Raw genomic sequence first — 15,353 nt, forward strand, 5'->3', positions numbered from 1 at the left:
CCACCTGCTTTTCGTAGAGTTCTGTGTGACGGACAGATTGTATTGTAATCGACCTCATGATCTTATGATACACTTCTTCATATTACAGCAAATGTCTTGAAAAGGATGATCTTATGGTGGCTTGGCGTCCCAATCTATTTATCAAAATGGTCGCAATCCTTCTCTCCCTGATTGCAGCCACGCTTTTGTTCTACGGATTGTCTTACCGTAAGGATGTCGGAGTTATTACAAGTCAGATCAAAACAACCGACCTGAATCATCTGCAATTCCTGACCCAGCAGATGGACAATAATATCAACCAGCTCGCAGGCAGCATGTATGCCCTTCAGAGAGACCCGACCATCCGCGATTATGAGCAGATCACGCAACTCGGCCATCTCATTGATCCCGCCCAGACGATTATGACGGTGCTGGAGAAGCTCTCCCTTCAGACCAGCTCCAGTACGTGGGAGAACCGGATTGTCCTGTACAAGCCCTTCAGCGGTGAGACCCTGGGGTCGGATTCCTCGCTCTCCTTCGATGTCTCCGTGCTGGAGAAGCCGCTCCCGGCGGGCTGGGAGTATATTTCTGAGGCCAGGACCGGTACGGAGGCGGGCTTCCGGCTGCTGCTGTCAGACCCTGCCCAGGAGACAAGCACCCCGGGTGAGGCGAAGCTGCTGATGTCGATGTATTTCCCGGTATCGAACATTGAACGGATGTTCGAGGCCTTCCAGTCACAGAACAAGGGGGATACCTTCCTGTTCCATCCGTCCCTCGGGGTCATCCTCTCCCGGAAGACGGACCGGGACATGGCGGAGCGGATCACCGGGGCGCTGAAGTTCGCGGCCGGACAGAGCTCCTCGGATATTTTCAATCTGGAGGAGGGAAGCTTTCTGGTCAGCTCGGTGCCTTCCTCGGCCATTAACTGGAAGGTCGTGCATTATTCGCCGCTGAAGCAGATTCTGCAGCCGATCCGCAGCAGCCGCTATTTCTTCCTGACAGGGTCCGCCGTCCTGCTGGTGATGAGCCTAATCTTCTCCTTGCAGCTCTACCGTCAGGTGCAGCGTCCGGTCAGCCTTCTGCTGCGCTCGCTCAACCGGATGAAGGAAGGACGCTGGTCTACCCGTATCTATACCAAGACCAATCCTGAGTTCACGATGCTGAACAGGGAATTCAATGACATGGCGGAGAAGATCCAATTGCTGATCGAGCAGGTCTATCTGGAGCAGCTCCGGGCCAAGGACGCCCACCTGAAGCAGCTTCAGTCGCAGATCAACCCGCATTTCCTGTACAATTGCCTGTTCTTCATCAAGAGCAAGGCCGCCATCGGCGATACGGATTCCGTGGAGGCCATGGCCCTGAATCTGGGCGAGTATTACCGCTATATCACGAGGGTAGACCATTCCCTCACCACCCTTCAGGATGAGCTGAAGCTGCTGGAGAACTACCTGAAGATTCAGAACCTGCGGAAGCAGCGTATCCGCTACGACATGGATATTCAGGGCGAGCTGCTTGACCTGCAAATTCCGCGGCTGCTCATCCAGCCCCTGGTTGAGAACAGTATCATTCATGGCATTGAGCGGAAAATCGGCCAAGGCTTCATTCGGATCACCGCCCGCCGAATCCGGGAGGTCATTCAGATTACCGTCGAAGACAATGGTGCCGGTATGACTGCTGAAGCCATCGCTGCTCTTCAGGAGCGTATCTCCGAAACCGCACGCGAGGACGGAGGCTGCGGGCTGTGGAATATCCAGCAGCGCCTCAAATCTTATTATGGCGAGGCCTCCGGCCTGCAGATTGCCCCTTCACCTGAAGGCGGCCTAACCACGACTCTCCGCATGGAGAAGAAAGAGGAACCTTATGCACCAAATTCTGCTGGTTGACGACGAACCTTATGTTGTCGATGATCTGTCCATTTCGATTCCCTGGGCGGACATGGGCTTCGGCCAGGTCCACAAAGCCTATTCCGGGTATGAGGCACTGGAGCTGCTTCAGCGCCACCCCATTGACATTGTAGTTACAGATATCAATATGCCGGAGCTGTCGGGCACCGAGCTGATTGCCGCGATCCGCCGCCGCTGGAAGCATATCCGGGTGGTGATGCTGACCGGCTATGCCGAGTTTGATTATGCCCGCAAGGCCATTGAAGAGCAGGCCAGCGCCTACCTGCTCAAGCCGATTGCGAGTGACCAGCTGATCGCTGTCATCGGCAAGCTACAGGAGAAGCTGCGCAGTGACTGGGAGGCCTGGTCCTCCCATCAGCGGACGATGCAGACCTTCCGCGAGCATCTTCCGATCCTGCGGGACCGCCTGCTCGGGGAGCTGCTGCAGGGACGCAAGCTGCCCAGGCAGCAGCTGCAGGAGCGGCTGTCCCAGTTCGATCTGCCGTTGTCCACCGATCTGCTGGTATGTCTTGCGGTGGTCCGCCCCGAGGAGTTCTTCCGCCGCCAGGATATGCACAGCATGCTGCTGTTTGAATATGCGATTATTAATATCGCACAAGAGCTGTTCCAGGACCGGTTCCTGATCTGGTCCTGCAAGGATGTGCATGATTATCTCGTATTCCTGCTTCAGCCTAAGAAGGATCTTGAACCCGGCAGCCATCCGGGAAATGAGGTTGCCCAGGCGGCCTACCAGCTGCAGAATCATGTCAGCACCCTGATGGGCGGCGGCCTGTCCGTAGTAACCACAGGCTGGGGAGACTTCCCTGACCAGGTCTATACGCTTTATCAATCCGCCATTTCAGCCATCCGCCAGCATATCGGCAGCGAAACCGGCATTTATCTTGACACCACTGACAACAACGGCTCCCAGCCGGTGGAGATTCTTCAGCCCCTCTATGAGCCTCCGCTGTTCTTTCACCTGTTCGAAGCGAACAACTGGCAGGGCATTGAAGATAAGCTGAATGCTATCGTATCGGAGCTGGTCCATAGTCCCGAGCGTTCACTGGAGCATATCCACGAAGCCCGTTTACATCTGGAGACCGCATTCTATTACTTCGCCCACAAGAATAACAAGATGCTGAGCGAGATTGTCGGCAATCCGCTGCTGGAGCAGACCTCCTTCCAGACGCCGGACAAGCTGCGGGAATGGGCCATGGAGGTTATCCTTCTGCTGCGGGAGTATTTCGATTCCGAGCGGCGGAGCAGCCGGACCGAACTGATCCGGAATGTACATGAATATATCAACCGTAACCTGCACTATGTCTCCCTTCAGGCCATTGCCGATCATGTCCAGATGCACCCGGTCTATCTCTCCAAAATGTACAAGCTGGAGACAGGCAAACGGATCAGCGACTATATCAGTCAGGTTAAGATGGAAAAAGCGGCGTATCTGCTAATCCATACGCCGCTGAAAATTTATGAAGTTTCCTCGGAGCTCGGGTACTCCAACGCCCATTATTTCATCAAGCTCTTCAAGGAATACGCCGGGATGACCCCGCATGAATTCCGCGACCGCCGCTGTAAAACCCTTTAGCCGGCAAAGGTCAGCTCTACCTCATGGGAGAAGCCGTCATCTGCCGCCGGTACCATCCCATCCTCCAGCACCCGGCCGTCCAGCGTCAGGCGGGCTGTTCCATCCAGCATGCGGTGGAAGCCCTCCGGCTTGCGGACCCGAATCCGGTAGGAGGAGCTGCCAAGCTTCAAGGTATAGGTCAATTCCGTCTGCTCTTCCCGCAGAATCGGACTCAGCGCTATGCCCTGCTCCGTATATTCTATGCCCAGCGCTTCCATCAGCGAGAGGGTGAGCCAGGTCGAGGTGCCGCTTAGCATCGGACCGATGTTCTCACCGGTCTCGCTGTTGTTGTATTGGGTACAGAACCGCGGATTCCCGCAGATGGCAAACGGATCTTCCATCGACTTGAACGGCATGATCCGGTCCAGCAGCCAATAGCCAAGGCGGCTGAGTTCGGCAGCAAGTGCAGAGTCCGATACTTGTTTCGCTCCCTTGAACATGGCAGCGGCTGCCATCATACAGGCATGCTTGAACACGCCGCCGTTCTCACGGTCGCCCGGGAAATACTCATCGGATGCCGTGTGGGTGGATACGCGGCCCAAGGCAACCGGCGAGACCAGCTTCAGCCCGTAAGGCGTCATCAGATGCGACTTCATGGTATCCAGCATCACAGCGATCTGCTCTTCATCCGCACAACCTGCCAGAATACTCCAGCTGAACGAATTCAGGAAGTATGAACCATCTGACGCGGGATCTGCAGACATCCCGTCTCCTGCTGCCCCCAGATACGTGTATTCGCCGTCCGGGTAGCGGTTGAACAGCACACGGGCGAAGAAATTGCCCTTCCAGGCATGCTCTTGAATGCGTTCGCGCAGCTTCACTCCGAAGCGCTTCAGATCATCGGCATCCTCCTGCTCTCCCTTACGGACGGCCAGAGCAGACAATTCATCGACCGCCACCTTCAGCAGGAAGGCGTTCATGACGCTCTCGGAATAATCGCTATCCAGCGAATCCCCGAAGACCCCGCCTGTCTGCTGCAACTGCTCCCGGTAGAGCGCCTCCTTGGCCGGGCCGTTCAGATACGTGTCATCCAGCTTCAGGCAGTCGTTCCAGTCTGCGAAATCCAGCAAGGGCAGGCCATGGCGGCCGATCGAAATCTGCCCAGAATAGACAATGATCGCCTTCAGTGTCCCGAAGACCGGCCGGGTAGCCTCTTGTCCCGCCACCCCGCAAGGCTCATCCAGGAACTCCACATCTCCGGTCAGCATGACATAGCGGTAGACGGCTTGAACAAGCCATAAGGCATCGTCAGACCATTTACCCGGCTCTTTGCCGGCCCAGAAGAAATTGTGATACGCATACCCCAGCTCGAACACCATGCCGGTCCATTCTTTTAACAGACTCTTGACCAGGCCGCTGCGGCCCATACCGACGAAATAATACATGGAAGCATATAGATCCTGAATCTCACGGAAGCCGATCTCCCTGTATCCCTTCTGGGTCTGGCAGAAGGAACGGGAGACAAAGCTCTGGTAGAGCACCTGGAAGGGCAGGTTGCGGTTGACGAACAGATCGAAGCTGTCGTCGCCTGAGGACACCTGCAGGAACTTGGCATAATCCCGCACGAATCCCAGGGACTCAGCCAATACCGCTTCTGCCGAGCTGCGGCTTGCGAAGCGTGCGATCAGGGCACCTACCTCATCCTCCAGCACGGTCTCGTTCCAGGCCGCGCCGCTCTTGTCGGAGACCAGACCCGTCAGCTGGTCAACCGCCGCCGAAGCTCCGGCACGAACATGAAGCTCCCCGGCGACAGCGAAGAATCCCGGCCCTTTGCGGTGCAGAATGCTGCTGAGCTTAAGCGCACCGTTCGGACGGTGCAGTGAGCCTGTGCCGACGAATTCGTTGTAGCTGACACAGTATTCGCGCGGAAGCACCGGTCCGTCTTCACCATGTACAATCATCGTGTGGAAGCGCAGATCGTGGCGCCCGCCCTCCGGATAATAGTCGGGGCTGACCGCAGCCACAGCGCCGGTGGAATCCTGCAATACCCCGCCTTGCATGATGACATTGCTGTACAGCACATCCTCGAACAGCGCCCCCGGAGCCGCTGAGCCGAACATTCCGGTGTATACCAGACGGAGGCGGCGGTCGCCTTCTCCATGGTTCACAATCTCAATCCGCTGCATTTCGGTAGCCAGCGGCAGACCCTCGGAATGCGGCACAATGAAGATGGTGCGTGTAATCTCAAGTCCGCCGGACAACCGGTATGTGATGACCGTTGCATTCTGCGAATGGCGGCAGACCGCCGATTCAATGCCCTCTGCGCCCGGCTCTGCCGAATAGAAGATCTGCTTCCCGTCCTCGAACAGATAGAATTGACGGTTGGCCGGGAAGCCGTTCTCCTCCTGGCGCATATCCCAGCGGGTCGCCAGCACCTGAGTAGCGGCATGTGAGCGGAAGCTGCCGCCGCCCATCCGGTCTACGACGCTCTTCGGGGTAGTCTGGAGCGGATGAGGGAACTCCAGACGGTTGCCCAGCAGCAGATTGACCGCGAAATGCGGACCCGGCACGGGGGAGCGCAGATCAATCACATGCTCGCCCTTCGCGTTAAGCGCGCCCGCCCAGCCCGGTGCAGCCTGCAGCAGCTCCAGCGCTTCGCGCGCAGTGGCCTCCGGCAGGACTACGGTCTGCTCCTGTCTTCCCGCATGGCGGATATACAGCGCCAATTCCGTGCCTGCGCCGTTCACGGCGAACAGCGCGGATGCTCCGGCTTCCGCCGGTAGCAGCGCTGCCACGGCCGGGAGCTTCAGCAGCTCCTGAATGGCAGGCAGCCGAAGCGGCAGACCGGCTATGCCGACAGCCCCGCAGCGCTGGGAGTCGGTAAAGACGGCGCTAAGCGGCCTGCCCGCCTCAATCCGGTCCGCGAACGCTTGTCTCAGAATATCCTCAGCGGAAGCTGTGGCTTGTCTTGCCGTATTGAATTTCAACATCATGATGGTTCTCCTCTTTTCTGGTATCCTGCGGCTTAGCCTTGGCAGCTTCCGCAGTCATACCGCTGATACAGTATTTTGGCGTCATGAAGATATGATCTGATCGGGGTATAGAATGCCGTTTAGACGTGAATTATTCCCCAGTATGTATGGATTCTTGGCAACCCGAATGTAAAAGCATGGAGAACGGCTGCCCGTCCTCCATGTACTGATTATAAAAGGGTTTCTTGCCGGTCTAAATACCAAATCGCAAGCCTGGATAACAAAATCTAAAGCTTATTCAAGGCGCCGGTACGGTTCCGTTATTCATGAGCACAATATCATCAATATCCACCGCAAGCTGACCCGTGCCGCCGTCCTTAATGTTGCCCAGCTCGAATGAAATGCGGCCGATAGAAGTGCTGTCCCCGGCAACATCGAATTCCAGGGTATATTCGGTGTATTCCGTATCCAAATCAACAATCTTGCTTGTGTACCCGTGCCAGGTGTAATTATTCGCTACATCCAGCCAGCCGATGCTGATATTCATTTTGCGCTTAAGATCCGCCTTGGCCTTGAAGGTAAGTGTATAATGATTGCCTTCGTTGTAAGCGACTCCCTCATAAAAGACCTGCCGGTCCCAGGTGTTCGTTCCTGTGGAGCCCACCTTGATCTTCAGCGCCCCGTTCACATTGTCAATGGATAACTCGCCGCTGTCGGAGGAGAAGCTGCTCCAGCCCTTAAGCGAAGCGGAGGAGAAATCTCCGTTCGGAATCAGATTCTCCCCATATGCCTCACCGGCCATCACTGGACTCACCTGAAGCAGAGAGATATTGCTCAGCCTGACCGTATGCTCTCCCAGCAGCTCGGTAACCTTGCCCAGACTGAATTGCAGTACGGCAGCAGAATCACTTGCCGGAGCGGTAAACAGATATTCATAATGTCCGCCCGCTTCACTCAGGCTGACTTTCTCATTCGTATATGGGGTCCAATTCCCGTCCAGGGAACCGTCACGCTGAACCAGCACCCGGATCTCCCGGCTGATGGAGGCATCCGCATCGAAGCGCAGCAGGTACTTCTTGCCCTGTTCTACCGGTATTCCCCCTTGCTTCACCTGTACGTTCCAGTCGTCATCACCAGTGCCGCCAAGGTCAACCCGCAGCGCACCATACACAGCGTTCATGACGGTATTCTTCACCGGATTACTGTCCCAATCCCGCTTGTACAGCGTCCAGTCTTCGGTAGAATCGCCCTTGAAGCTGCCGTTCAGCACCAGCTCGCGGGTCAGATCCAGCCAGGCCAGATTGTAGCCGCTGCCGCCAAGACGGATATAATAACTTCCCGCAGGCAGCTCCAGCGGCTGACTGACGATAGCGCGGTAGGCCTGAAGACCTCCGGTATCTCCAATTGCCGTGCTATAGACTGAGGCTGTTACCACACTCTGCTTGCCTGCATCCAGCACCGACAGCGTAAGCTCCGAATCCGTATGCACACTGGATACCCGGGTTACCGGAACAATGCGGGCAGCCTGGGGCAGCACCACTTTGTATTCCACATAGTCGCCCTCGTCCATATCCGTGATGTCCTTGCCGCCTTCACCGCTCGGAATCAGGCCGGTACCCGATGATCTCCAGTACTGGTCTCCCCGCAGATGCAGGTAGTTCGTGAATACAGGCGGATCAATCATCCGTATCAGACGCACATTGTCAATCCCGGTCTGCCCCGGAGCCCCGCCCAGAAGGAACGATAATACGGCTTCCGTACCGGACCCGCCGGACAGTGCAATCTCTGCTGTATAGCTCTTCCACTCCGGTGTCAGGCTGAAGGTTGCCCCGTCGGGATAGACCGTCTGTCCACCGCTATTCTCCAGCTTGATGCCAAGCGGCTGCGCCTGATCCGATCTCGCGTCGAAGGCAAGCTGATAGACGCCTGCTGCGGACACTGGGATTCCGGTCTGCGTAAGCATCACATCCTCCGGCGACCCTCCGGCCTTCTGTACGTCTGCCTGGAACTCACGCTTCATCATCGGCAGCGCAAGCGTATTGGTTACACTGGCCTTCGCCGCTGCTTCCGTGCCCTCTTTAACGGCAAAGTTCCAATAACCCAGCCGCCCTTCTCCCAGCTCGAAGCCTCCATTATAGATCAGGTTGCCATCGGCAAGCGGTGTGCGCACCACCGGCGGCGCCTCTGTCTCTACCACCCGGACATTGGCGAAATAGGCGGCAATGTCGTTCAGGCCGAGGTTGAACTCGAAACGGACATTATTGTCGGAGGCCTTCGGCATCGTGAAGCTGTATTCATACGACTTCCAGTCCGGCGTAAGCTGGAAATTGCGTTCCCCGGAATACGCCGTCCATCCCCCGCCGAATTCTGTCAGCTTGCTCATCAGCGGACGGGCTGCGTCCGCTTTGGCATCGAACGTTACCTTATAGGCTTTGTCCTTCTCCAGCAGCAGCGGCTTCTGCGTAAGCTGAATGGAATAATTCTGGGTTCCCGGCTTACCGATGGCAACCTTCACGGCCTTGCCCTTCTCCTGATCTTGTGTGACAGAGACGGTTCCGCTGCCCCCGTCATTCTCAATCCATTCCCAATATTCCGGCAGACCTTCGGCCGCTGTGGCACCCGTGAAGTCTCCGTTATAAATCTGGTTCCCGTCTGGCAAGGCAGGACGCTGCGGGGTCGAGAGCCCCGGGTTCGTCGGCCGCTGTCCGGTTACATCCGGCCATTGATCCAGATTCGTATACTTGTAGACCCGGACATAATCCACATACATCTCATCCGATTTGAAGTCCGCTGCCGGATCGCCCGGCCAGTCGCCGCCCACCGCCAGATTGAGGATCATATGGAACGGCCGGTCAAACGGTGCAGGGTACGTGTAGTAGTCCGGCTGACCGTTTGCCTTTGTTCCCCAATCCCTGGTTTCAAAATACATTTTATCGTCCACAAAATACCGGATCAGGCCCGGAAGCCATTCCATCGTGAACTCGTGATAATCATCAGCGAAGGTCTGGCCTTCGGGCAGAACATAGGTTTTGGTCTGGGACAAATGAGGGATATCATAGTGAATCGAGCCATGAACGGTTCTTGGATACAGGTCTGCCTCCTTTTTACCAGCCACCGGTCCCGTCAGCTCCATAATGTCCATCTCGCCGCTTCCCGGCCAAGGTCCATATTGCTTCTCATCATCGGTCGGCATCATCCAGATGGCCGGCCACATCCCCTGCTGAACCGGCAGCTTGGCCCGCACGGTGAATTTGCCGTATGTCCAGTCGCCCTTCATTTTGGAGGTCAGCTTGGCTGACGTATAGTTCTTGCCGCCGTAAGCTTCCTTCCGGGCTTCCAGTGCCAGCACACTCTGCCCGCTCTCTGTTGTAAGCGAAGCGTTGTCCGGATGATAATATTCCAATTCGTTATTGTATACCGTTCCGGTATCCTGCACATTCCATTTGCTCTCATCAATAGCCTGGCCGTCGAATTCGTCATTCCAGACCAGCTCCCATGGATTCTCCTGAGTTGGCGGAGTAACCACCGGCGTCGCAGCCGGAGTTGCTGTCGGTGTAGCCACCGACGTTGCTGTGGGCACCAGTGTGGCAGGTGCCTGCGTTGGCGTGTCCCCGCCTGCACTCCCGCCGCCCGCAATTGCCGGGGCTGGAGTAGCGGTAGCACCCGCCTGCGGCGTGGCTCCGTTGCCGGACAAGCCGCGAAGCGTCTCGCCAGCCTTAAGCGCCAGGCTGTTGAGAAGCACACGTTCCGCCTGGTTCTCAAGCAGGCGGATCTGCCCCCGGTTTACGATCTCTGAACCGGCAGCACCGGCACCGATGACCACGGCCTCAGCCCGTGAACCAGTCCCAATCTCAACCTTGGACGGCTCTAGCAATTCGATACGTGCGGCTGTGCTCCCGTCCTCCAGGACAAGGCGTACAGGGACCTTGGGATTGTTCAGCTTGACCTCTCCCAGCGCAGCTTTGCGGAAGACCACCGAATGCCCGCCGCCTCCAACGATATGGGTGGTTCCCTGCACCTTGATGCCCGAGAACGATACGTCCCCTTCTCCTGCTCCGGCAGTCACATACAGATTCCCGCTAACGGCTCCTCCTTCAAGCTGCACGTTCGCGCGGTTGACAATTACATTGCCGGACACCCCGCCAATGGAGTGGCTTCCTTCGGCTGAACTGATCCAGCCGACCATCCGGCCCAGCAGCTCAGCCAGCTCGGCCCGGGTCATCTGCGCCTGCGGGTTCAGCTTGCCGTCCGGATTGCCGCGAATATATCCGGCGCCCAGCATGGCACTCACTGCTTCCCGGGCATAGCCGCTGACCGCTGCTGCGTCGGACTGCGCTGTAAGTGTAGAGCCCGCATTAAGCGTGAATGCCCGGCTCAGCATCGTCATCACTTCCTGACGGGTTACTGCCGCTCCCGGCTGGAACCGGCCGTCCGCATAACCTTGGATAACGCCTGCTGCACTAACCCCGCTGACATCTTGGCCATACCAGGAAGAAGCGCTTACATCACTGAAAATAGTATGGCCTGCATCCGTGTAACGGAACATCCGGTTGATCACCACGGCTATCTCTGCACGCGTGACAGCCCGGCCCGGTCTGAATTGTCCTTCCCTGTCCCCCTGCAGAATTCCCGCGGCTGACAGTCTGTTCACTGCTGCAGAAGCCCAGTGCTGCTTCATGTCGGCATATCCTGCCGTTTGGACTGCGTCTGTGCTGCCTGCACTTGCAGATAGGTTAGCCAGGCCCTTGCTGTCTGCCTGGGCGATTCCCGTAGTTCCCGGAAGCTGAATTCCTGACAGCAGCAGACCGGCAATCAGAAGCTTGGATATTCCTTTGTGGTACATCTGAACATTCCCCCTTGTATAGAACCCTGTTGAATCCTGGCCATTCCGCCAGTCGATTTCAGTATAGAGTCCGTATCCCGGAGGTAACATACCAATTCCTTAGCCGGTATAACAAAGATACAACTTTCGTATTGGAGCGGGTATCCGGGGGTGAGGGGAACGGGGATAGCATGATTTTCACAGCTTGGTGAGTATCGGAGGAGCGTAATAGTACAGCTTTATCCGTTTGGATGATTGGGGGAACAGGAAATAGTTGGATTTTCTACACTTGCTTATGGATGAATGGACGCTGCGATAACAACAGGTGGATTAACAACACTTAAATTTGCACCATTAAGCCAAAGTACCGCAAACTAACATGAATAGTTGCTGTTTTTCCACTTGCTACCCAGCATCTCGCAGAAATCGAGGAATTAAGATACGTTTGTCCACTTGCTCAGAGCAGGCGGTCGCCCGGCGTGGGGAAGTAGCTGGTAGGTCGTAGCTTATATTGTAACTTGTAGCCGAAGTGGCCCGGGCAGGAGTAGGCTGAACAACCGGGGTGTACCTTCAATTCAAAAATGCCCAAATACCGGGCGGCCTCAAGAGCCGCCCGGTATTTGGGCACGGCGAATCTATGTAACTGTTGACCGGTTATGAATCAGGCAGTGCTCAAGAGGATGCGTGGATCTGCGGGAAATCCTGTGCAACTTCTTCACCCGAGAACAGATCGTCAAGTGAGCTGAGTGTGCCATCTTCTTCAACCTGATAAACCGACATTTTCTCGCCGTTAACCGTAAGTTCGATGAAGCAGCCCCAGCAATAGAACTGGTGGGAACCGATCTTGCCGATATCCTTGGAGTTGCAGTTTGGACACTTCATACAATACATTCCACCTATCCGTTAACAATATTAATGGCTTTTTGAAGCCGTTCTTCACTCATCGCGGGAACCAGTACAGATTCCTCTCCGATAGACATTCCTTCAGAACAAGGCAGCCATTTGCGGCCTTCGATCAAATCAGTTACAAGCCCGTCACTGATTTCCAGCGCTACTATTGTATTTCCCAACTTATGGTCAAAATAAACATCCGATATTCGCCCAAGCACCGTTCCCGATGCTGTAAGCACCTGCCTGTCCTTCAAATTGTTCTTTCCAAGGAGGAACGTGTAGGATATATGGTCAGCATCGACCTTAATAATCGACTCTTTATTGCGGATCATGACAGCATCCTCGCCATAAGCGACAATATTATCCCATGCCACAACTTTCACATGACTGGAGAAAAAAGATTTGCTTTCCAGTTCAATACCCGTAATATTCCAGTTTGAATCCAGTCCGATGTCGATGATTTCACCGACTTCAGTACCTTCTTCAACTTCGTATACAGTGAGGCCAATCATATCTTGAAGTTTCATGGTATCCAAAGTCCCCTCACCTTAAGTATTGCTTACGGATTCCCATGGGCCAAGGGACCTCTTAAACGGCTGTCAGGTTACAAGGACGCCTAGTCTCTATTACGCAGCCGGTTCAAAACGGTTCCAACTTTCTGGGCGACAACCTGCATTTCTTCAATAGTATTACCCAAACCTGTACTAAAGCGAATCGCAGAGTTCAAAAGTTCTTCCGGAAGCTTCATCGCCCGGAGGACATGCGAGATTTCCAGCGATCCTGAGGTGCAGGCTGAGCCGCTGGCCGCCGCAATCCGCTCCATGTCCAGGTTCATCAGCAGCACATCTGTCCTGGCTCCTGGGAAGCTGACATTCAGAATGCCCGGCACCAAATGCTGTTCATTTCCGTTGATGACATATCCGCCTGCTCCAGCGTGCTTGTCCAGTCCCTCCAGCAATGCTGCGCGCAATTCGAGAGCCTGCTCCTGATGCTCCGGCAGCCCTTGTACAGCCATCTCTACGGCTCTTGCGAACCCGGCCGTATGTGCCAGGCTCTCCGTGCCCGCCCGCCGGCCCCGCTCCTGAAGCCCGCCATGCTGTCTTGGCATAAGCGGCGCTCCCCGCCGGACGTACAACCCTCCAATCCCCTGAGGACCTCCGATCTTGTGGGCTGAGAAGCTCATATAGTCTACCGGCAGCTCGCGCAGCACCAGAGGCAGCGTTCCCAGAGCTTGTACAGCATCTACATGCACAAGCACACCCCGTTCGGCTGCTAATCTGCCAATCTCTTCTATAGGCTGTACAGTTCCCACTTCATTATTCACATACATTATGCTGATCAGTACTGTATCCTCACGCAGGGCAGACTCTACATCCTTCAGAGAGACAAGGCCGGTAGCATCGACAGGAAGATAGGTGACCTCGAAGCCCTGTCCCGCAAGCTCTGCGCAGGTGTGCAGCACTGCATGATGCTCCACCGCTGTAGTAATGATATGTTTACCCTTGGGAGCGGAAGCATAGGCTGCGCCGAACAGGGCGAGATTGTCGCTCTCGGTACCGCCGCTTGTGAATATCCACTCCTCAGGGGAACAGCCCAAAGAGCCCGCGATTCTGTCGCGCGCTCCATTTACGATTCTCTTGGCAGACCGTCCGAACTGGTGCACACTGGACGCATTGCCGTACTCGTTCAATAGCATATTATACATAACCGTTGCCACCTCCGGATGAACCGGTGTTGAGGCGGCGTGGTCCAAATAGATGGGTTTCATCACGAAATTCTCCGCTTCCTGGAATTCAGAATTTTCTTAAAATGATTATACTGCTGAATAGCCTGTTTTACCACCTGTTAATAAACACAATATTGTAACATTTGTCCATGCTCAGCTCCCCGGATTAGCCTTCTAATTCCGGCAACCGCGCAGCAAGCTGCTGCTCGGAGATCACTTCAATCCCATGTTGCCGCAAAAGCGCTGTGGTTACGCCTTCTCCGGGTATTCTCACGCCCGCAAATTCTCCGTTATAGATCATGGAGCTCCCGCAGGAAGGGCTGTTCTCCTTAAGAACTACCAGGGTTGCAGCCAGGCTGCGGACCTGCTCCACCGCGGCATACGCGCCCTCTATGTACATTGCCGTCACATCGCTCCCTGTCCGGTCAACCACCCGGGCCTTGCCTTCCAGTACATCCCTGCCGGTGCCGCCTATAATCTCAGCCGGTTCTCTCGGGGTAGAGAAGCCGCCCATCAGCTCCGGGCACACGGCAACCGCCTGCCGGCTGTCCAGCAGCTGCCGGATGCCCTGCTCCAGACAATCCGTGCCGTTATATCTGACCTTCATCCCGGCCAGGCAGGAGCTTACGATAATCATGCCGCCATCTCTCCCTTTCGCAATCTTCAGGTTCATCTTATATAATGCTAAGGCAAGCTGTTCTGTCTGTAAACCATTAACCACTCAGGGAGGCACGGACAATGTGCGGAAGATATACGATTACCGTAACACTGGAAGAGCTGATAGCCAAATATTACATCCGTGAGCATCCGCTCATTCAATATGCCCCAAGATTCAACGTTGCTCCGATGCAGCCGGTTCCGGCGGTCATTCATGATGGCGAACAGAACAGGCTGGGGGAACTCCGCTGGGGGCTGCTGCCCTCCTGGTCCAAAGAGGACAAGAACGCGGCCAAGCTAATCAACGCCCGCAGTGAATCGCTGCTGGAGAAGGCTTCCTTCAAAGGGCTGATTGCTTCCCGCCGCTGTGTGATTCCCGCAGACGGCTTCTATGACTGGAAGGTCTATGACGGCGGCAAGCAGCCGATGAGAATTACCCTGCGGGACGGGCAGCTGTTCTCCCTGGCCGGCCTGTATGATATTTGGTCAGGTCCTGACGGCACAAGAATCTCCACCTGCACTATCATTACCACGGCCCCGAACCGTCTCATGGCAGACATCCATGACCGGATGCCGGTCATTCTTGATCCTGATGGAGAGACGCAGTGGCTGGAGCGCAGCAACCGGGATATTCCTGCACTGATGAAGCTGCTGCAGCCATACGATGCGGAGCAGATGCTGGCTTATCCCGTCTCTGCGGCCGTGGGCAATGTTCGTAATGACTACCGGGAGCTGATCCATAGAGCCGGGACAGAGAGGGGACCGGACACCCTGTTTTGACCAAAATTCCGCCCATAATATAGAAGTGAAACCAGCTGTTTAGAACGTTCAGCGCCAGGGTATTAATTAA

Annotated in this window: 10 protein-coding genes; 3 read left to right on the forward strand and 7 right to left on the reverse strand. The window is 55.7% G+C overall.

Annotated features, from left to right (window positions below; genetic code table 11):
- Positions 1-113: 113 nt before the first annotated feature.
- The gene (locus tag KDC22_RS25520; protein WP_173128535.1) at positions 114-1,862 is read left to right on the forward strand and encodes a sensor histidine kinase; all 1,749 of its coding nucleotides are present in this window, start codon (positions 114-116) and stop codon (positions 1,860-1,862) included.
- The gene (locus KDC22_RS25525) at positions 1,840-3,456 is read left to right on the forward strand and encodes a response regulator (protein ID WP_211720797.1); all 1,617 of its coding nucleotides are present in this window, start codon (positions 1,840-1,842) and stop codon (positions 3,454-3,456) included. Before KDC22_RS25520 ends, KDC22_RS25525 begins: the two co-directional genes overlap by 23 nt.
- Here KDC22_RS25525 and KDC22_RS25530 read toward each other — a convergent pair.
- The 7 genes from KDC22_RS25530 to KDC22_RS25555 all read right to left on the reverse strand — a co-directional run bounded on the left by KDC22_RS25530 (position 3,453) and on the right by KDC22_RS25555 (position 14,483).
- Positions 3,453-6,428: a GH36-type glycosyl hydrolase domain-containing protein gene (locus KDC22_RS25530; RefSeq protein ID WP_211720798.1), complete on the reverse strand. Its 2,976-nt coding sequence runs from the start codon at positions 6,426-6,428 to the stop codon at positions 3,453-3,455. The two genes, KDC22_RS25525 and KDC22_RS25530, sit on opposite strands and share 4 nt — an antisense overlap.
- Positions 6,382-6,513 carry a hypothetical protein gene (locus tag KDC22_RS33825; protein ID WP_281424937.1) on the reverse strand — a complete coding sequence of 44 codons (132 nt, stop codon included), beginning with the start codon at positions 6,511-6,513 and terminating at the stop codon, positions 6,382-6,384. The genes KDC22_RS25530 and KDC22_RS33825 overlap by 47 nt, the downstream gene beginning before the upstream one ends.
- 192 nt (positions 6,514-6,705) lie before the next feature.
- Positions 6,706-11,250, reverse strand: a complete 4,545-nt coding sequence (locus tag KDC22_RS25535; RefSeq protein ID WP_211720799.1) for a carbohydrate binding domain-containing protein — start codon at positions 11,248-11,250, stop codon at positions 6,706-6,708.
- A gap of 651 nt (positions 11,251-11,901) precedes the next feature.
- Positions 11,902-12,111 carry a hypothetical protein gene (locus tag KDC22_RS25540; RefSeq protein WP_036690502.1) on the reverse strand — a complete coding sequence of 70 codons (210 nt, stop codon included), beginning with the start codon at positions 12,109-12,111 and terminating at the stop codon, positions 11,902-11,904.
- A gap of 14 nt (positions 12,112-12,125) precedes the next feature.
- On the reverse strand, positions 12,126-12,647 hold the full coding sequence (locus tag KDC22_RS25545) for a PRC-barrel domain-containing protein (protein WP_173128544.1): 522 nt from the start codon (positions 12,645-12,647) through the stop codon (positions 12,126-12,128).
- Between the two features lie 89 nt (positions 12,648-12,736).
- Positions 12,737-13,888, reverse strand: a complete 1,152-nt coding sequence (locus tag KDC22_RS25550) for a cysteine desulfurase family protein (RefSeq protein WP_211724192.1) — start codon at positions 13,886-13,888, stop codon at positions 12,737-12,739.
- Positions 13,889-14,012: 124 nt separating this feature from the next.
- On the reverse strand, positions 14,013-14,483 hold the full coding sequence (locus tag KDC22_RS25555) for a 2-thiouracil desulfurase family protein (RefSeq protein ID WP_211720800.1): 471 nt from the start codon (positions 14,481-14,483) through the stop codon (positions 14,013-14,015).
- Positions 14,484-14,584: 101 nt separating this feature from the next.
- Between KDC22_RS25555 and KDC22_RS25560 the strand changes: the two genes are divergently transcribed.
- Positions 14,585-15,283, forward strand: a complete 699-nt coding sequence (locus tag KDC22_RS25560; RefSeq protein WP_211720801.1) for an SOS response-associated peptidase — start codon at positions 14,585-14,587, stop codon at positions 15,281-15,283.
- The last annotated feature ends 70 nt before the right edge of the window (positions 15,284-15,353 follow it).

This window comes from Paenibacillus tritici (assembly GCF_018207515.1).
Lineage (GTDB): Bacteria > Bacillota > Bacilli > Paenibacillales > Paenibacillaceae > Paenibacillus_AQ > Paenibacillus_AQ tritici.